We start from the raw sequence: 17,904 nt of genomic DNA on the forward strand, positions 1-17,904 counted from the left end.
ATGAGGGACGACCCGTAGCGCCCTGATGGCCGCAGGATTGAATGTTTGTATAGTTGGGGAACGTTGCGCCGCGGGCCGGCGCCGGATAGACGGGCGCCGTGAAAATCCTCCTCGTTGAAGACGACAAGCAAACCGCCGACTACATCGCCAAGGGCCTGCGCGAGCACGGCCACGTGGTCGACCATGCCGACAACGGACGCGACGGCCTCTACCTCGCGACCGGCGAGAAGTACGACGTGCTGATCGTCGACCGCATGCTGCCGCAGATGGACGGCCTGTCGCTCGTCAAGGCGGCGCGCGCCTCCGGCATGAAGGCGCCGGTCCTGTTCCTCACCACGATGGGCGGCGTCGATGACCGTGTCGCCGGTCTCGAGGCCGGCGGCGACGACTACCTCACCAAGCCCTTCGCCTTCGCCGAACTCAGGGCCCGCATCGGCGCCCTCTCCCGCCGCCCGCCGATCGTCGCCGCGACCTCCCTGGGAGTCGGCGACCTGGAGATGGATCTGCTGGCGCGCACCGTAACGCGCGGCGGCAAGCGCATCGAGCTGCTCGCCCAGGAATTCAAGGTCCTCGAATACCTGCTGCGCCACGCCGGCGAGGTCGTGACGCGCACCATGCTGCTGGAGAAGGTCTGGGACTTCCATTTCGACCCCAAAACCAACATCGTCGAAACGCATATCAGCCGGCTGCGCTCCAAGATCGACAAGGGCTTCGACAAGCCGCTGCTCCATACGATCAGGGGGGCGGGTTATGTCATTCGTGCGCCTGACTAGGATCCTGCGCTCGGCAAGCTTCCGCCTGCCGCTGCTCTACGCCGTCCTGTTCATCCTCTCCGCCGGCGTCCTGTTCGCCAGCGTGTACTGGACGGCGACCGCGGCAATGCAGAACGACATGGCGGCCGTCCTGCGCTCGGAGGCCTATCAGCTGGCCGAAATTCACCGCCGCAGCGGTCTCGCGGGTCTGGCCGAACAGATCACGCGGCGGATCAACTTCCGCACCCGGGGCCCGATCTTCTACCTGCTGCAGGCGCCCAACCGCCGCGTCGTCGTCGGCAATCTGCCGGGCATGCCGCCGGTCAACGGTGCCATCGACTTCGAGCCCGACCAGCCCCAGCCGGAGATCGATCCCGAACGCCCCGGCGAGCGGCCCAAGCTGACCGGCTTCGGCCTCACCCTGCCCGACGGCTCGTTCCTGCTGGTGGCCCAGGACGCCAACCGCCTGGTCGATATGCAGCGCGCCATCATCCGCGCCTTCGCCTGGTCGGGCGGCCTCACCCTCCTGCTGGCCATCGCCGGCGGTGTCCTGCTCGGCAGCAACTTCCTGCGCCGCATCGACACGATCACCCGCACCAGCCGGGCCATCATGGAAGGCGACCTCTCCGCCCGCATCCCCGTGCGCGGCACACACGACGAGATCGACCAGTTGGTGGCCAGCCTGAATGCCATGCTGGCGCGCATCCAGCAGCTGATGGACGGGCTGCGCCAGGTGTCGAGCGACATCGCCCACGACCTGCGCACGCCGCTCGGCCGCCTGCGCCAGCGGCTGGAGGATGCGCGCGAGCGTGCGACCACCACCGCCGACTACAGCGCCGCCACCGATGCCGCGATCGAGGAGGCCGACGCCCTTCTGGAGACGTTCTCGGCCCTGCTGCGCATCGCCCAGGTCGAGGCCGGCGCCCAGAAGAGCGCGTTCGCGCCGTTCGACGTCTCCGCCCTGCTGAAGAGTCTGGGCGAAACCTATCAGCCTGTCGCCGAAGATTCCGAGCGCACCCTCGCGGTTCAGATCGAGCCCGGCGCGACGCTGACCGGAGACCGCCAGCTGATCGCCCAGCTCGTGTCCAACCTGCTGGAAAACGCGCTGCGTCATACACCGGAGGGCACGAAGCTTAGCCTCGGCCTGCACCGCCAGGGTGACGGGTTCGAGATCGAGGTGGCCGACAACGGCCCTGGCATCCCCGCCTCCGAGCACGGCAAGGTGTTCGACCGCTTCTACCGGCTCGACCGCAGCCGCTCGACATCGGGCAGCGGCCTCGGCCTCGCCATGGTGAAGGCGATCGCCGGCCTGCACGGGCTCACGATCCGGCTCGACGATGCCAAGCCCGGCCTGCGCGTCGTGCTTCAGACCGCCAAATAGCGCTTCTTCACGTCGTCGTTGCCGCGCAGCTCGTCGATCGAGCCGCGATAGACGATATGGCCCTTGTCGATCACGGCGACGTGGCTCGCGATATCGAGGCAGAAGTGCATGTTCTGCTCGGCCACGATCAAGGTTGTGCCCATGTCGCGCAGCCGCTGGATCAGCTCGCCGATCTTCTCGACGATGATCGGCGCCAGCCCTTCGCTCGGCTCATCGAGCAGCACCACATCTGGATTTCCCATCAGGGTACGCGCAATGGTGAGCATCTGCTGCTCGCCGCCCGACAGCCGGCCGCCCATGCGCCCGCGCATCGACGCCAGGATCGGGAAGACGTCGTAGATCTTCTCCAGCGTCCAGTCGATCCTGCCGCCGACGCCCGGCTTGATCGCGATCTTCAGATTGTCTTCGACCGAGTGCTCGGGGAAAATCTGCCGGTCCTCGGGCACGAAGCCCACGCCCTCGCGGGCGATGCGGTCGGGCGTGAACTTCTGCACCGGCGTGCCACGAACGGCGACCGTGCCTCGTTTGGCGGGCGCGATGCCGATGATGGATTTCATCGTCGTACTCTTGCCCGCGCCGTTGCGGCCCAGCAGCGCCAGCGACTGCCCCTTCTCGACGGCGAACGACACGCCGAACAGGATCTGGCTGGCGCCGTAGAAGACGTCGATACCCTCGACCCTCAGGATCTCGGCGGCGTTCATGCCGCCGCTCCCTGTCCGGCAGTTCCATGGGCGGATTTGCCGAGATAGGCCTCGATCACCTTGGGGTCGATTCGGACCTCGTCGGGCGTGCCTTCGGCCAGCACCGACCCGTAGGACAGAACGCGGACCGTCTGGGCAACCTTGAAGACGATGTCCATGTCGTGCTCGATGAAGATCAGGGTCATGCGCCGCGCCCGCCACAGGCGCTGCACCGTCTCGATCATGCGCCAGCGCTCCTCCGGTCCCATGCCGGCGGTCGGCTCGTCGAGCAGCAGCACCTTGGGTTCCAGCGCCAGGGCCAGACCGATATCGAGCAGTTTCTGATCGCCGTGACTGAGGTTGCGGCTCAGGATCCCCGCGACGCGCGTCAGGCCGAGCAACTCCATGATCTCGTCGGCGTGTTTCGTCGTGGTGGTGAGCGGGAACGGCGAGCGCAGCACGGTCTCTCGGCGCTGATGGGCCTGGGTCGCCCCCGCCAGCGCTTCGGACACGGTAAGAGTCGGGAACAGGCTCGCCACCTGGAAGGCGCGCCCGATCCCCAGCCGGACGATCCGGCGCTGCGAGAGGCCGGCGATGTTCTCGCCGGCCAGCAGGATGCGCCCGGTGTCGGGGGGGAAACGGCCGGTGATCAGATTGAACAGCGTCGTCTTCCCGGCGCCGTTGGGGCCGATGATGGCGCTGAGCGAGCCGTCGGCGAAATCCAACGTCACGTCGCGCGTCGCCGCCACACCGCCAAAGGACTTCTTGAGGTTTTCGAGCTTCAGCATGTCAGGCATCCCTGCCCGTCTGCGCGTCCTTGTCGGCCGCATCACGGATCGCCTGGGCCTTGGCCTGTCGGCGGTTCTCCCAGCGTTCGGCCAGCAGGTCGAGCGGACCTTTGCGCAAGCCGAGCACCAGGATGAGGATCACGATGCCCAGCACCAATTCCGTGTGGCTGGTGTAGGTGATCGTGATGTCGTTCAGCAGGCGCAGGATCACCGTACCGACCAGCGGCCCCAGGAAGACGTTCGAGCCGCCCAGCAGGATCATGAAGATCGCCTCGCCCGAGGTCGTCCAGAAGCCGAAGTTGGGATAGGCCCCCGACACGAAGAGCGTCAGCAGGATGCCGCCCACCGCGGCGATGCAGGCCGACATCACGAAGCAGGTCAGCTTAACCATGGTCACGTTGATGCCAAGGAAGGCCGCGCGCTCCTGATTGTCGCGGATCATCCGCAGCGTGTAGCCGAACGGCGACGTCACGATCTGGCGCAGGAGGGCGATGCAGACGACGAATGCGACCGAACAGAAGACGTAAAGCTGCGTCCGGTCGGCGAGATCAATGCCCAGGAACTTCGGCCGCGGAATGCCGCCCATCAGCCCCTGGTCTCCGCCGGTGAACGACACCCAGCCCAGGATGATGTTGTAGAAGAGCATCTGGAAGGCGAGCGTCAGGAAGGCGAAGTAAATCTCGTTCAGCCGCACGCAGATGGCGCCGACGATCAACGCCATCAGCGCCGTGAAGCCGATCGCCAGCGCGAAGGCACCGGGAATCGAGAACTTGCCCGACTGCATCGCCAGGCCGAACGCATAGGCGCCGGCGGCAAAGAACATCGCGTGGCCGAACGACACGAGGCCGGTGTAGCCGATCAGCAGGTTGAGCGACATGGCGAGCAGGCCGTAGGCCATGCCGAACATGATGAAATCGCGAATGGCGGGCGGCGCACCGAACACCGGCACCAGCAGCAGCAGGACCAGCCCCAGCCCGGCCAGGCCCAGATCTCTCCAGCGTGAGGTCATCGTCGCCTACCGGTGCGCGCGGCCGAACAGGCCGCTGGGCTTGAAGATCAGGACCAGTGCCATGATCAGGAACATCACCCCGTCGACGAACAGGGGAAAGCCGATGCTGCCGAAGGAGCGTGTTAGGCCGATGATGATCGACGCGACGAAGGCCCCCACGATCGATCCCATGCCGCCGATCACGGTCACGATGAAGGACTCGATCAGGATCGAGAAGCCCATGCCCGGCGTCAGCGAGCGCACCGGCGCGGCGAGTGCTCCCGCCGCGCCCGCCAGCGCACTGCCGATGCCGAAGACGGCGGCATAGTAGAGGTTCACGCGGATGCCGAGCGCCGACACCATCGGGCCGTTGATGGCCGCTGCCCGGACGATGCTGCCGAAGCGCGTCCGGACGATGACCAGCCAGAGAAGCAGTCCGATCGCCATCGCCGCCAGGATCATGAAGATGTAGAAGGGCGGGATGACGCCGCCCATGAAGCGGACGGGCGGCAGCCGGAATTCCGGCGGCATGCCCATCGACAGCGGCACCGGTCCCCAGATGATCTTGATGAGATCGTCCGAGATCAGCACCACGGCGTAGCAGACCAGGAGCTGCATCAGCACGTTGGAGCCGTAGACCTTGCTCATAAGCACCCGCTCGAAGAGTACGCCCAGCATCCCGACCGCCACGGCCGCCCCCAATGCGGAGACGAAGTAGCTGCCGGTGAGCTGGTAGAAGGTCCAGGCGGCGTACGCCCCGATCATGTAGAGCGAGCCGTGGGCGAAGTTGATGACGTTCAGGACGCCAAAAATCAGCGTCACGCCCGACGCGATCAGGAAAAGCAGCATGCCGATGATCATGCCGCTGGTGAGCTGCGTCACGACACAGGAGGTCGTGCCGACGCAGCGCAACAACGCGTCAAGGTCCACTTCGATGTCCTATCCGAATGTGAAGACGATCAGGTCGCGTAGCCCTGCTTCTTCTTCCACTGCTTCTCGAGTTCGAGGATCGGCTCCCAGGGCGACATCTTGAAGTCCGAGATGTACGGCTCCTTCGACAGCGAGAGTCCGTACCCGATGATGTAGTTGATGGTGGTATTGTCCTCGGCGCGCATGGTGATGGAGCCGCCATCGCCGAACGGGGTCTTGATCGTGGCGCCCTTGATCGCCTCGGCGAGCTTCTTGCCGTTGGTGTCGCCGTTGGTCTTCTTCAGCGCCTCGATCAGGAACTGCGCGCCGACCGCGTTCTCCCAAGACCAGTTGGTCGGCTTGCTCTTCTGGGTCTTCACGTATTCCAGGTACCAAGCCTCGTTCTCGGGCGTCGGCGGAACGGTGCGATTGTAGCGGCCGCCCGAATAGACACCCTGCGGGAACTGCTTCACCTGGTCGACGACACCGTAGTCGCCGAGATTGACCATGAAGGACGCCTGCTTCTCGAACAGGGCGTAGAGGTTCGCCTGGTCGATGAAGGCCACGAGGTCACCGCCCCACAGCGCCGAATACATCGCGTCGGCCTTGGCATTCAGCAGCTTGGTGACGACCTCGGTATAGTCCGGCTGGAAGAGTTTGGGCCAGGTCTCCTCGACGACGGTGATGTTGCCGTCGAAGTGCTTGGCATATTCCATGAACTCGGCCGTGTTGGAGCGGCCATAGGCATAGTCGGGCGAGCAGGTCGCCCACTTCTTGAGGCCCTTCGCCTTGGCCACCTTGGCAGCATAGTCGCCGCCGCCGATCGCATCGTGGATTCCCTGGCGGGCCGTGCGGAAGGCCGTCGGCACGTAGAGTTTCGGATCAGCGGTGAGCGACGACGTCTCCGAGTTGGTGTGGATGCAGAGCACGCCGACCTCGCGGATGACCTCCTGCACCGCAAAGGCCGCACTCGACGCTTCGGCGTCTATGATGATCTGGCAACCGTCATTGTTGATCAGGTCTCGCGTGACCTTGGCGGCTTCCTGGGGCGCGCCCTTCGAGTCGCGCACGACCATCTCGATCTTTCGACCGTTGATGCCGCCTTCGGCATTGAGCTTGTCGAACGACATCTTGAGCGCGCCGACGCTGCTCTGGCCAAGGATGGCGACGCGACCCGACAGGATCGTCGGCACGCCGATCTTGATGGCGCCGGTCTGCGCCTTGCTGATTGCCGGGGCACCAACCAACCCTGCCGCAGCCAGGGCGCCCGCCCCCTTCAGAACTTGACGACGGCTCGCGCGCCGCGATTCGGTGGACGTCATGCTGTTTACTCCCGGAATAGTTCTTGCGGTCTTCGACCGATTGCCGCGATCCTATGAGTAATTGTTCGGCATGGTCAAACGGCAACCCGCTCGCGAGCCGGGAATATGATCCCCCTCTCCGGGCTCTGGATCCCCCTCACCGTCTTCGCGGCTGCCGCGCAGACCGTTCGCAACACGGCGCAACGGCATCTGACCGCCGAGCTGGGCACGCTCGGCGCAACGCTGGTCCGTTTCCTCTACGGCATGCCCGTTCTTGCGATGTGGCTCTGTCTCGTTCTGCTGTTCGGTGGTTCTCCTCAACCCGCCCTCACCTGGATCTTCGGCGGTTGGGTCGTGGTGGCGGCGCTGAGCCAGATGGCAGGCACGGCCCTGCTGTTGCGCGCAATGGCAGAACGCAGCTTCGCGATCGGGCTGGTCTATTCCAAGAGCGAGGTGATCCAGGTCGCGCTCTTCTCGGTGCTGTTCCTGGGCGAGACGCTGTCGGCGGTGGCGGTCGGCGCCATTGCGGTCGCTACGCTGGGCGTCGTGCTGCTGACGCCGCGTCCGCCGTCGCTCGCGGGCGCCCGGCGACGCTGGGCCGATCCGGCCGCCTTCTACGGGCTCGCTTCCGGCTCGGCCTTCGCCGTTTCGGTCGTCGGGTACCGCGGCGCCAACCTCGCCCTGGACGCAGGCTCGCCTTTCCTCGCCGCCGCGGAAACACTCTTCTGGAGTCAGCTGCTACAGGCCGTCCTGCTCTGTGGGTGGCTGCTCGTGCGCAGCCCTGCCATCGTGCTGGGCGCCCTGCGTCAATGGCGCGTGTCGACGTTCGCCGGAATTGCCGGCGCCTCGGCGTCGCTCGCCAACGTAACGGCGCTGGCGCTAGCCCCGGCCTCCCAGGTTCGAACGCTGATCCTCATCGAGGTCGTGTTCAGCTATTTCGTCTCGCGCCGGATCTTCCGGGAGTCCATGAGCCACCGGGAACTGGCCGGAATCATCCTCGTGATGGCGGGCGTCGTCTTGATCCTGTCGACGGCAGGCTGACCCGCCGGATGGCTGGAAAATCCGAAGCCAGGGCCCGTAAACGAAACAAACGAAATAAACGAAACAAACGAAGCAGACGTCGCACCCATTGCGGAGCGGCCGACTACGCAACATAATTGCCGGCCAGCGCAGCCAAACGGTCGATTCCAACCGCCCGTTAGACCCAGGGCAGCGGCCGGCCCTGTCGGACCAAGACGTCGCAGGGATGTTTCGTCCCGGCCGGCAAGGCCGCCAACCAGACAAAGTCATCGCCGCATCGTCGGGGGGTTGCCGCTTTCGACATGTCGGCGAACCACGGGCGCGAGGCTTCCGTATCCACGAGGCCCGGCCCTTGGTTGGCGCCGGTGACGAGAGCGACTTTCGCGGTGCGTCTGTCATCGTTGACCTTCCTTCGCTTCGGCGCCGACAATCGACCGATGATTACACAATCGCTCTTCGCCTATGTCGGCTGCTACACCGCGCCGGAGCGCAATGGCCGGGGCAATGGCATCAACGTCTATCGCGTCGACCCACGCAATGGTGCGCTCCGGCATGTCCAACATCTCGGCGGGCTCGAGAATCCGTCGTTCCTCGCCCTCAACGTCGCCGGAGACCGCCTCTATTCGGTGCACGGCGATCGCAGCGAGGCGACCTCCTACACGGTCGACCGCGAGACCGGTCGATTGGCCGTCCTGAACCGTCAGTCGACCGGCGGCTACAATCCCATCCATCTCGCCTTCGACGCCGGGCAGCGGTTCCTTGTCGTGAGCAACTACGGCTCCGATTCGCTGGCGGCGCTGCCGATCTCAAAAGACGGGAGCCTCGGTCCCTACTCGACCCTGACTGCTGTTGCCGCGCCGCTGGGGCCGCATCGAACCGAGCAGAAGAACGTGCGGCCGCATCACAATCCGCTCGATCGCACCGGCCGGACCTTCTACCTGCCCTGCAAGGGTTCGGACTGCGTGATCGGCTACCGGCTCGATCCAAGGCGCGGCGTGCTGGTCGAGACCAGCCGCGTCACGTCCCGCCCGGGCGCCGGCCCCCGCCACATCGACTTCCATCCGCGCAAGCCCTTCGCCTACGTGATCAACGAGCTCGATTCGACGATCACGGCCTATCGACAGGACACGGCCAGCGGGGGGCTGACGCCGCTGCAGACGGTGCCCTCGACGCCATCGGACTTCACGGGCTACAGCACCGGCGCGGAGATCTGGGTCGATGGCGGTGGACGCAACGTCTACGTCTCGAACCGCGGTCACGACAGCATCGGGGTATTCGGCATCGATGCCGCCAAGGCAACGCTTACACCGCGCCAGTGGGTGCCGACCAAGGGTGGCGTTCCGCGCTTCTTCGCCTTCGATCCGGCGGAACGATTTCTGTATGTCGCCAACCAGGGGAGCGATTCGATCGTCGCCTACAAGGTCGGCCGCAACGGGCTCCTGGCGCCCACCAGGCTGCGGACCGAAGTCGGCAGCCCGGCGTGTATCGTCTTCTCGCGTTGAGGGTCAGCCTTCCTCCTGGAAGGCTTCCTCGCGGGCTTTCTTGATACTCGGCAGCGCCATCAGGATCAGCAGCAGCGCCGTCGTGATGAGCAGGCCCAAGCTGATCGGACGCTCGATGAAGACCATCGCATCGCCGCGCGACAGCAACATGGCGCGGCGGAAATACTCCTCCATCTGCGGTCCCAGGACGAGGCCCAACAGGAACGGTGCCCCTTCGCAGCCCAACTTGACGAACACGTAGCCCAGCACGCCGAAGATCGCGACCTGCAGGACGTGGAACGTACTGTTCTGGAGACTATAGGCGCCGATGCAGCAGAAGAGCAGGATGGCAGGTGCCAGGTAGCGGTATGGCACGGTGAGCAGCTTCACCCACATGCCGATCATCGGCAGGTTGATGATGACCAGCATGGCGTTGCCGATCCACATCGAGACGATCATGCCCCAGAACAGGTCCGGCTTCTTGGTCATGACCTCGGGGCCCGGTTGGATGCCCTGGATGATCATGGCGCCCACCATCAGCGCCATCACGGCGTTGGACGGGATGCCCAGCGTCAGCATCGGGATGAACGAGGTCTGGGCCGCGGCGTTGTTGGCCGCTTCCGGTGCCGCCACGCCTTCGACCGCGCCCTTGCCGAACTGGCCGGGGTTCTTCGACAGCTTCTTCTCGAGCGTGTACGCCGAGAAAGCGCCGAGGGTCGGTCCACCGCCCGGCAGCACGCCCAGCAGCGACCCCAGCAAGGTGCCGCGCAGGACGGCCGGGATGGAGCGCCGTATCTCCTCGCGCGTCGGCCACAACGAGCCGACCTTGATCGCGCCGCCTCGCTCCAGGTGTCGCTCGAGGTTGACGACGATCTCGGCAATACCGAACAGACCCATGGCGATCGGCGCGAAGTCGATGCCGTCGCTCAATTCCGGGATATCGAAGGTGAAGCGCTGCGCGCCGGTGTTCACGTCGGTGCCGATCAGGCCGAACAAAAGGCCCAGGAACACCATCGAAATCGCCTTGGTGATCGAACCGCTGGCGAGCACCACCGCGGCGACGAGGCCGAGCGCCATCAGCGAGCAGTAGTCAGCCGGGCCGAACTTCTGCGCCATGCGCGTGAGCGGCTCCGCAAAGATGACGATGATGATGGTACCGACGGTGCCGGCGAAGAACGAGCCGACCGCGGAGATCGACAGGGCCGCACCGGCACGCCCGTTGCGCGCCATCTGGTAGCCGTCCAGACACGTCACGACCGAAGAAGCCTCGCCCGGGAGGTTCACCAGGATCGACGTCGTCGAACCGCCGTACTGCGCGCCGTAATAAATGCCGGCCAGCATGATCAGCGAGGCGGTCGGCGGCAGGTGGAAGGTGATGGGCAGCAGCATGGCGATGGTCGCCACGGGACCGATGCCGGGCAGAACGCCGATCAGCGTGCCGACCATGCAGCCCAACAGGGCGTAGGTCAGGTTCTGGAAGGTAAAGGCGACGCTGATGCCGAGAAGGAGATTGTCCAGGAGATCCATTTTACCAAATCCCCTGCAGGACAGAGATGTTCATCCCCAGCCCGACCTTGAAGACGAGCGTGCAAAGGACGGAGAGCACGACGATGTTGCCGAGCACTTCGGTGAGCTTGAATTCCTCGCCGGCCAGCGACGAGATCATGACCAGGACGATCAGCGCCGGTATCAGGCCGGCGCGCTCGAACAGCAGCGCGAAGCAGACGATACCGAGCGTCACCAGCGTGATCGGCTTCCACTTCGGCCGTTCGACCGGCTCGCTGCCGCTCACCAGCGCCACGATGCAGACCACGGCGCCGAGCGCCAGCAGGATCAGGGAGAGCATCCGGGGCACATAGCCTGGCCCCATTCGAACGGGCGTGCCGACGGCAAGGTTCTGCCCGAAATAGAGGGCCGCCAGACCGAAGGCGACGAACATCAACCCGGACAGAAAGTCCTTGGTCAGAAACCGATTCACGGTGTTTCGCTCCCCAAACGTTACGCTGTGCTGCGACGGCCTAGATCGCGAAACACAGCGCGGGAACCTACCCTTCGATGCTTACGCCAAGCTGACGCCGGATCCGCCGCCCCTCCGCTGTCCGGAATGAAGGGCCATTCAGGGAGGGATGTCCCCGCCTTCTCCGCCGGGGTTTGACGGGACGCCCTTGAGATGTGCGCAATGGGCCTGTGAATTGCCCAGCGACAGGGAGAGCTTCGTGAGCGACAAGACCTATGGATTCGAGACACTGGCACTGCATGCCGGTGCGGCGCCCGATCCGACGACGGGCGCGCGCGCCCTGCCGATCTACCAGACGACCGCCTACGTCTTCGAAGACGCGGACCACGCGGCAGCGCTGTTCAATTTACAGACAGTGGGATTCATCTATTCCCGCCTGACCAACCCCACGAACGCCGCCCTGGAGACCCGGCTCGCGACACTGGAAGGCGGGCGCGGCTGCACCGTCGCCTCCTCCGGCCACGCCGCACAGGTGCTCGCCCTCTTTCCACTGATGAGCCCCGGCGCCGAAATCGTCGCCGCCTCCCGCCTCTATGGCGGCTCTCTGCAGCAGATGAAGAACACTTATCCCAAGTTCGGCTGGACGGCGAAGATCGTCGACGCCGACACGCCGGACAATCTCAAGCGCGCAGTGACCGAAAACACCAAGGCCTTCTTCATCGAAAGCCTGGCCAACCCCGGCGGCGTCATCAGCGACATCGAGGCGATCGCGCGCATTGCCGAGGATGCCGGCGTGCCGCTGCTGGTCGACAATACCTTGGCCACACCCTGGCTCTGCCGGCCGATCGACCATGGCGCCACCCTGGTCGTTCATTCCACGACCAAGTTCCTGAGCGGCACCGGCACCTCGATGGGCGGCGCCGTCGTCGACTCCGGCAAATTCGATTGGTCGCGCGGCGGAAAATTCCCGAGCCTTGCCGGCCCGGAACCGGCCTATCACGGGCTTAACTTCCACGAGACCTTCGGCGACATGGCCTACACCTTCCACAGCCATGCGGTCGGCCTGCGCGACCTCGGCCCCACCCAGGCACCGTTCAACGCCTGGCTCACCATGCTCGGCATGGAGACCCTCGGGCTGCGCATGGAGCGCCATTGCGCCAACGCGCTGGCCGTGGCGCAGTACCTCGAAAAGCATCCCGCCGTGGCCTGGGTGAACTATGCCGGCCTGCCCTCCAACAAGTACAACGCCCTTGCGAAGAGGTACCTGCCCAAGGGTGCGGGCTCGGTCTTCACCTTCGGCGTCAGGGGTGGCTACGACGTCGGCGTCAAGGTCGTCGACAATGTCGAACTCTTCTCGCACCTCGCCAACATCGGCGACGCCAAGAGCCTGATCATCCACCCCGCCTCGACGACGCACCGCCAGCTCTCCGAGGAGCAGCGGGTGGCCGCCGGCGCCGGCCCCGACGTGCTGCGCCTGTCGATCGGCATCGAAACGGTTGCAGACATCATCGCGGATCTGGATCAGGCTCTGGCCAAGGCGACAAGCCAGTGACCCATCGCGCCGGGTAGATCCCGGAGCGGCGGCAAGAAAAGCGAGGATGGAAATGCTCAGCAAGGCGGACAACGAATTCCTGACCTGCGCCGGCAAGGGCTCGCCCATGGGCGAGCTTCTGCGGCGCTTCTGGATGCCGGCCCTCCTCTCCGAGGAGTTGCCCGAGCGCGACGGCCCCCCGAAGAAGATCCGCATCCTCGGCGAGGACCTGCTGGCCTTCCGCCAGACCGATGGACGGGTCGGCATCGTCGAGCCGCACTGCCCGCACCGTGGCGCCAATCTCTATTTCGGCCGCAATGAGGAGTGCGGCCTTCGCTGCTCCTATCACGGCTGGAAGTTCGACATCGACGGCAACTGCGTCGACCTGCCCACCTCGCCGCCCGAGTCCGCCTACAAGGATACCATCAAGCTGCTGGCCTATCCGACGCGCGAATGGGCCGACATGATCTGGGTCTACATGGGACCGCGCGAGTCGATGCCCGAGCTGCCGCAGCTCGAGCTGGGACTCGTCCCGGCGGCGCATCGCTACGTTTCCAAGAAATGGCAGGACTGCAACTGGGTCCAGAGCCTGGAAGGCGCGATCGACACGGCGCACTTTTCTTTCCTGCACGCGATCCCCACCCGGGACGAGGCCACCCGCCTCGACATCCTGCGCAAGACGTCGGCGATCGGCCAGGAAGGCGGCCTTGCCGATCGCAGCCGCTGGGTGACCGATGATCCTCGGCCAAAATTCCGGATTCAGGGCCACGACGCGGGACTGGTCATCGCCGCCGGCCGCAAGACCGATACGACCGACATCTACTGGCGCATCGCCCAGTATCTGGCGCCGAACCACGCGCTGGTGCCGGTCGCCTTTCCCGGCGAGGTCTATCATGGCCAGACCTGGGTGCCGGTCGACGAGACGAGCTGCTGGATCTACACCTACAGCTGGGTGCCCGACCGGCCGCTCAGCAATACCGAACGCGCCAAGTACGCATCCGGCCTCAGCCTGCATGCCGAGATCGACGAGCAGTACGTGCCCAGGCGCAACATGCGCAACGACTACCTGATCGATCGCGAGCTGCAGAAGACGCTGAGCTACACCGGCGTGAGCGGCGTCTCCGACCAGGACGCGGCGATCCAGGACAGCCAGGGTGCCATCCAGGACCGGACCCGCGAGCATCTCGGGCCCACGGATGTCGGCATCATCGAGTTCCGCAAGCTCGTGATGGCGGCTGCCCGCGCGCTCCAGCAGGGCGAGCCGCCCCGCGCGCCCGCCGCATCGAAACGCTACGCCGTGCGGGCGGGCGGATGGATCGCCGCGGCGGAGAAGGATCTGACGACGGTGATGATGGAGCGCTTCGGTCACCGGCACGGCTATGTCGGCGGCGAATACGGCCTTCCGGAATAGAGGGTTAGACCGGCGCGGGGCGCTGGATTATCGTCCGCGCGATACCGGTTTGGGGAGATTTCACGTGACCATCAAGATTTACGGACCGACGGCCTCGCGCGCGGCGCGCGCCCTATGGATCGCGCACGAGCTCGACATTCCGTACGAGCACATCGCCGTCGAGATGAAGGATCTCAAGAATCCCGACTATCTCAAGGTCAATCCGAACGGCAAGGTGCCGGCGCTGGTGGATGGCGAGTTCAAGCTCTTCGAATCGATGGCGATCAACCTCTATCTCGCCGCCAAGCATGGCAAGAATGGCTTCATGCCGGCGAGCCTCGAGGATCAGGCCCTATGCAACCAGTGGAGCTTCTGGGGCATGACCGAGCTCGAGAAGCCGCTGCTGACCATCCTGATCGACATGTTCATGACCGCTCCCGACAAGCGCAAGCCCGAGGCCGTCGCCGAGGCGCAGAAGGCGTTGCCGAAGCCGCTGGCCGTGCTCAACAGCGCACTCGAAGGCCGCGACTACCTGCTCGGCTCGACCTTCACCGTTGCCGACCTGAACCTCGCCTCGATCATGAGCTGGGCCAAGCCGATCAAGGTCGACTTCAGCCAGGTTCCCAATGCCAGCGCCTGGCTCGACCGCTGCCTGTCGCGCCCGTCCTTCAAGGCGGCGCGCGGCGCGAAGTAGCCGCTACTCCGCGGGCGCGACCCGCGGCGCCGGCAGCGAGGCATCGCGTTCGCTGCCGGGCAACAGCAGCGCCACCAGGGTGATCACGACCGAGGTGGCGGCGAGGCCGAGGAACAGCAGTTCGAGACTCCCGGTTGTCTCGCGCACCCAGGCGATCAGCAGAATCGCCAGAGGGCCCGCCCCGAAAGCCACGACGAATTTCGCGCCGAAGCCCAGCCCGTGGTAGCGGCTGGGTGTATAGCGGGCGATCAGGATGTTCTCGATCGGCCCCGCCGCGGCACTCAGCACTGCGGAGCCGATGGCCCCCAGCAGCGCCACGTAGCCATTGCCCATGGCCAGCGCCAGCATGGCGATCACCTGCAGGGCCGAGGCCACGACATAGGTCGCCTTCAGCGGATAGCGGTCGATGATGCGCCGGCCCATCGCATACTGCGCCACGCCCGAAACGACGTAGATCATCGAGGTGGCGAGGCCGACCCACAGCACGATCTGGGTCGCGACGCCCCAGGAGGCCAGCCCGTCGCGCAGCGCCGAGATCTCGGGCGCGAGCTTCACCTCGAAGACCATCGCCGCCCCGAACATCAACGCCTGCCAGATGACGCCTTCCAGCGCCATCGTGACGGAGAGCACCGAGAACACCCGCCAGAAGTCGCGGCGGCCAACCTGGGTACCCTTGGCCTGTGGCATCGGCCGGTCGCCCACCTTGCCCTGGCTGATCTGGATCCAGAGGACGAAACCGACGACCAGGCAGACGATGCCCGGAACGATGAAGGCGGCGCGCCAGGAGGCCAGCGTGATCAGCACCCCGGGAACGATCCCGTAGAGCGCGAGGCCGGCACTCCCCCAGAGGCCATTGACGCCCATGGCATGGCCCTGCTCCTTGGCCGTGCGGATCACCCAGCCGATACCGACAGAATGGTAGAAGGCCCCGAAGGCGCCGATGCCGCAGAGGGCCAGCGACAGCGCCAGCGTATCGCCGGTCGGCACGAGACCGCAGGCGATCGACGACAGGCCGAGGCCGAGGAACATCACGACCATCATGGCGGGCGCGCCGAACCGGTCCGACGCCCAGCCGGCCGGTAGAGAAACCACGCCCAGGAGGATCGTGGCCGGCGCATAGAGACGCAGCAGATCCTCGGCCGGCAGGTTCCAGGACACCGCCAGGGTGAGGACGATCACGGCATAGAACGCCGTCATCATGTGCATCAGCGCGTGGCCGATGGAGGAGAAGAGCAGGACGCGCCGGCCGGGATCGATCATGCTGCCTGTATCGTTTCTCCCCCTCTTCGCCGCAAGCGCAGCTTGCGGCAATGCTGCCATTCGCGCTAAAGCCCCCGTGCCGCGGGCCTACCGGCCGGCGGCACCGGTCGGGGCGTAGCGCAGCCTGGTAGCGCATCAGTCTGGGGGACTGGGGGTCGCAGGTTCAAATCCTGTCGCCCCGACCAATTAATTCCCCTGCCACATGTCGTCATGAACACGCGCCGCGCGCTCGCCTTCATTTTCTGCACGGTGGCGCTCGATGTGCTGGCGCTCGGGGTCATGATCCCGGTGCTGCCCAAGATCGTGCTGGGGTTCATGGACGGCGACACCGCCGGCGCTGCCGAGATGTTCGGCCTGTTCGCGACGGTCTGGGCGTTGATGCAGTTCTTTTGCTCGCCCCTGCTCGGCGCCCTGTCGGACCGCTTCGGCCGCCGGCCAGTCATCCTGATCTCGTGCCTGGGGCTCGGCCTCGACTATGTATTCATGGCGCTGGCCCCCTCTCTCCTGCTGCTGTTCGTCGGCCGCGTGGTCTCGGGCATCACCTCGGCCACGATCGGCACCGCCTTCGCCTACATCACCGACGTGACCAGGCCCGAGGAACGCGCCAGGGCCTTCGGCCTGGTCGGCATGGCCTTCGGGCTGGGCTTCGTGGTCGGGCCGGCGATCGGCGGCCTGCTGGGCGGTCTCGATCCACGCCTGCCGTTCTGGGTCTCGGCCGCCGCCTGTCTCGCCAATGCGGCGTTCGGGTGGTTCGTGCTCCCAGAGTCGTTGCCGCCGGAAAAACGCATGGCCTTTTCGTGGATACGCGCCAATCCGGTCGGATCGCTGAAGTTACTGGCCTCGCAGCGCCAGTTGCTCGGCCTCGCTTCCGTCGATTTCCTGGGAAACTTCGCCCATCAGGTCCTGCCGGCCGTGTTCGTCCTCTATGCCGGCCACCGCTACGGATGGGGCGAGGCCACAGTCGGTCTCACCCTCGCCTTCGTGGGGGTCTGCACCGCGATCGTGCAGGGAGCGTTGGTTGAACCGATCGTCAAACGCCTCGGGGCGCGTCGGGCCGTGGTTGCCGGCTTGCTCGCCGGTGCGACCGGCATGTCGATCTATGGGCTCGCCGCCACCGGCCCCTGGTTCTGGGCCGGCGTACCGGTGATGGCATTTTGGGGCGTCGCCGGTCCGGCCCTGCAGGACATGATGACCCGCCGTGTCGGCGGCTCCGAGCAGGGTCAGCTCCAGGGCGCCGCCTCGGCATCGCGCAGCATCGCAGGCCTGATCGCGCCTGGCGTGTTTGCCGTCCTGTTCGCGTGGACGATCGGCACCGTCCCCGGCGCCGCATTCCTTTTGGCCGGCGCGCTGCTGGCCGCAGCAGCCGTCGTCACATGGTTCGTTACGGCACGGACGCGACCTGCCGCCCCAAGTCGGTGAGCTTGCAGACGAGCCAGTCCGGCTTCAGCGGATTCTTGAACCAAGGCTGAGCCCAGCCGGCATTCAGGCATTTCTTGACAGTGGCAATATTGACCTCCTGTCCGTCAAGATCGAACAACGGCAGCTTGCCACCCGGCTGGGTCAAGCCTCGGCGCAGGTAAAGAAGCTCACTTATAGTTGGAAGATCGACCTCCAACCCATTGTCATTAAAAGAATTTAAATCAAATGAGCGCGCGTGATGGCGCGCGAAATCGCGGTTAACAAGCACGGTCACGTCCCCCTTTGACGATTCCGTTGAAGGCCCCTCACCGGGCACGATACGCCCACCCGGCTAAAAACCAAATAAAATCAGA

Annotated in this window: 17 protein-coding genes and 1 tRNA gene; 9 read left to right on the top strand and 9 right to left on the bottom strand. The window is 65.5% G+C overall.

From position 1 onward, the window contains the following. The first annotated feature begins 98 nt into the window (after positions 1-98). Both ACO07K_RS12010 and ACO07K_RS12015 read left to right on the top strand, forming a co-directional pair. A complete protein-coding gene (locus ACO07K_RS12010; RefSeq protein WP_422036155.1) occupies positions 99-773 on the top strand; it encodes a winged helix-turn-helix domain-containing protein in 675 nt (224 codons plus the stop codon). Beyond that, a complete protein-coding gene (locus tag ACO07K_RS12015; RefSeq protein WP_422036157.1) occupies positions 760-2,133 on the top strand; it encodes a sensor histidine kinase in 1,374 nt (457 codons plus the stop codon). The genes ACO07K_RS12010 and ACO07K_RS12015 overlap by 14 nt, the downstream gene beginning before the upstream one ends. Here the strand turns inward: ACO07K_RS12015 and ACO07K_RS12020 are convergent. Genes ACO07K_RS12020 through ACO07K_RS12040 form a run of 5 tightly spaced genes read right to left on the bottom strand, consistent with a single transcriptional unit; the run spans position 2,118 to position 6,820 of the window. Further along, positions 2,118-2,834 (bottom strand): ABC transporter ATP-binding protein, encoded by a 717-nt coding sequence (locus tag ACO07K_RS12020; RefSeq protein ID WP_422036158.1) that lies wholly within the window; start codon positions 2,832-2,834, stop codon positions 2,118-2,120. The genes ACO07K_RS12015 and ACO07K_RS12020 overlap by 16 nt on opposite strands. Next, on the bottom strand, positions 2,831-3,601 hold the full coding sequence (locus tag ACO07K_RS12025; protein ID WP_422036159.1) for an ABC transporter ATP-binding protein: 771 nt from the start codon (positions 3,599-3,601) through the stop codon (positions 2,831-2,833). The genes ACO07K_RS12020 and ACO07K_RS12025 overlap by 4 nt, the downstream gene beginning before the upstream one ends. A gap of 1 nt (position 3,602) precedes the next feature. Then, the gene (locus ACO07K_RS12030) at positions 3,603-4,610 is read right to left on the bottom strand and encodes a branched-chain amino acid ABC transporter permease (protein WP_422036160.1); all 1,008 of its coding nucleotides are present in this window, start codon (positions 4,608-4,610) and stop codon (positions 3,603-3,605) included. 6 nt (positions 4,611-4,616) lie between these two features. After that, a complete protein-coding gene (locus ACO07K_RS12035; RefSeq protein WP_422036161.1) occupies positions 4,617-5,519 on the bottom strand; it encodes a branched-chain amino acid ABC transporter permease in 903 nt (300 codons plus the stop codon). Positions 5,520-5,548: 29 nt separating this feature from the next. Beyond that, entirely contained in the window at positions 5,549-6,820 is a 1,272-nt protein-coding gene (locus ACO07K_RS12040; protein ID WP_422013567.1) for an ABC transporter substrate-binding protein, read from the bottom strand. A 105-nt stretch (positions 6,821-6,925) separates the two neighbouring features. Here ACO07K_RS12040 and ACO07K_RS12045 point away from each other — a divergent pair, with 105 nt between their 5' ends. Both ACO07K_RS12045 and ACO07K_RS12050 read left to right on the top strand, forming a co-directional pair. Continuing rightward, a complete protein-coding gene (locus ACO07K_RS12045; protein ID WP_422036162.1) occupies positions 6,926-7,840 on the top strand; it encodes an EamA family transporter in 915 nt (304 codons plus the stop codon). A 416-nt stretch (positions 7,841-8,256) separates the two neighbouring features. After that, positions 8,257-9,321, top strand: coding sequence for a lactonase family protein (locus ACO07K_RS12050; protein WP_422036163.1), 1,065 nt, complete (start codon positions 8,257-8,259; stop codon positions 9,319-9,321). Between the two features lie 3 nt (positions 9,322-9,324). On the opposite strand, the gene ACO07K_RS12055 is transcribed toward ACO07K_RS12050, so the two are convergent. Both ACO07K_RS12055 and ACO07K_RS12060 read right to left on the bottom strand, forming a co-directional pair. After that, on the bottom strand, positions 9,325-10,827 hold the full coding sequence (locus ACO07K_RS12055) for a tripartite tricarboxylate transporter permease (RefSeq protein WP_422036164.1): 1,503 nt from the start codon (positions 10,825-10,827) through the stop codon (positions 9,325-9,327). 1 nt (position 10,828) lies between these two features. Further along, positions 10,829-11,278 (bottom strand): tripartite tricarboxylate transporter TctB family protein, encoded by a 450-nt coding sequence (locus ACO07K_RS12060; RefSeq protein WP_422036165.1) that lies wholly within the window; start codon positions 11,276-11,278, stop codon positions 10,829-10,831. A gap of 238 nt (positions 11,279-11,516) precedes the next feature. Between ACO07K_RS12060 and ACO07K_RS12065 the strand changes: the two genes are divergently transcribed. The 3 genes from ACO07K_RS12065 (at position 11,517) to ACO07K_RS12075 (ending at position 14,872) form a co-directional block, all read left to right on the top strand. Further along, entirely contained in the window at positions 11,517-12,809 is a 1,293-nt protein-coding gene (locus ACO07K_RS12065) for an O-acetylhomoserine aminocarboxypropyltransferase (protein ID WP_422036166.1), read from the top strand. A gap of 46 nt (positions 12,810-12,855) precedes the next feature. Continuing rightward, complete coding sequence (locus ACO07K_RS12070) at positions 12,856-14,199, top strand: Rieske 2Fe-2S domain-containing protein (protein ID WP_422036167.1); 1,344 nt, start codon at positions 12,856-12,858, stop codon at positions 14,197-14,199. A gap of 64 nt (positions 14,200-14,263) precedes the next feature. Further along, on the top strand, positions 14,264-14,872 hold the full coding sequence (locus ACO07K_RS12075; protein ID WP_422036168.1) for a glutathione S-transferase family protein: 609 nt from the start codon (positions 14,264-14,266) through the stop codon (positions 14,870-14,872). Between the two features lie 3 nt (positions 14,873-14,875). On the opposite strand, the gene ACO07K_RS12080 is transcribed toward ACO07K_RS12075, so the two are convergent. Further along, on the bottom strand, positions 14,876-16,132 hold the full coding sequence (locus ACO07K_RS12080) for an MFS transporter (RefSeq protein ID WP_422036169.1): 1,257 nt from the start codon (positions 16,130-16,132) through the stop codon (positions 14,876-14,878). Between the two features lie 108 nt (positions 16,133-16,240). On the opposite strand from ACO07K_RS12080, the gene ACO07K_RS12085 reads away from it, so the two are divergent. Next, positions 16,241-16,317: transfer RNA gene (locus ACO07K_RS12085), tRNA-Pro, on the top strand. A 25-nt stretch (positions 16,318-16,342) separates the two neighbouring features. Further along, positions 16,343-17,551, top strand: a complete 1,209-nt coding sequence (locus ACO07K_RS12090) for a TCR/Tet family MFS transporter (RefSeq protein WP_422036171.1) — start codon at positions 16,343-16,345, stop codon at positions 17,549-17,551. On the opposite strand, the gene ACO07K_RS12095 is transcribed toward ACO07K_RS12090, so the two are convergent. Further along, positions 17,514-17,825, bottom strand: a complete 312-nt coding sequence (locus tag ACO07K_RS12095) for a hypothetical protein (RefSeq protein WP_422036172.1) — start codon at positions 17,823-17,825, stop codon at positions 17,514-17,516. The genes ACO07K_RS12090 and ACO07K_RS12095 overlap by 38 nt on opposite strands. Positions 17,826-17,904: the final 79 nt, after the last annotated feature.

Origin of the sequence: Reyranella sp. (genome assembly GCF_965228225.1) — a bacterium.
Lineage (GTDB): Bacteria > Pseudomonadota > Alphaproteobacteria > Reyranellales > Reyranellaceae > Reyranella.

Coding starts and splice junctions, on each gene's coding strand:
- ACO07K_RS12045 (WP_422036162.1), top strand. CDS start 6,926: ATGATCCCCCTCTCCGGGCTCTGGATCCCCCTCACCGTCTTCGCGGCT.
- ACO07K_RS12070 (WP_422036167.1), top strand. CDS start 12,856: ATGGAAATGCTCAGCAAGGCGGACAACGAATTCCTGACCTGCGCCGGC.
- ACO07K_RS12080 (WP_422036169.1), bottom strand. CDS start 16,132: ATGATCGATCCCGGCCGGCGCGTCCTGCTCTTCTCCTCCATCGGCCAC.
- ACO07K_RS12050 (WP_422036163.1), top strand. CDS start 8,257: ATGATTACACAATCGCTCTTCGCCTATGTCGGCTGCTACACCGCGCCG.
- ACO07K_RS12040 (WP_422013567.1), bottom strand. CDS start 6,820: ATGACGTCCACCGAATCGCGGCGCGCGAGCCGTCGTCAAGTTCTGAAG.
- ACO07K_RS12055 (WP_422036164.1), bottom strand. CDS start 10,827: ATGGATCTCCTGGACAATCTCCTTCTCGGCATCAGCGTCGCCTTTACC.
- ACO07K_RS12030 (WP_422036160.1), bottom strand. CDS start 4,610: ATGACCTCACGCTGGAGAGATCTGGGCCTGGCCGGGCTGGGGCTGGTC.
- ACO07K_RS12020 (WP_422036158.1), bottom strand. CDS start 2,834: ATGAACGCCGCCGAGATCCTGAGGGTCGAGGGTATCGACGTCTTCTAC.
- ACO07K_RS12090 (WP_422036171.1), top strand. CDS start 16,343: ATGAACACGCGCCGCGCGCTCGCCTTCATTTTCTGCACGGTGGCGCTC.
- ACO07K_RS12025 (WP_422036159.1), bottom strand. CDS start 3,601: ATGCTGAAGCTCGAAAACCTCAAGAAGTCCTTTGGCGGTGTGGCGGCG.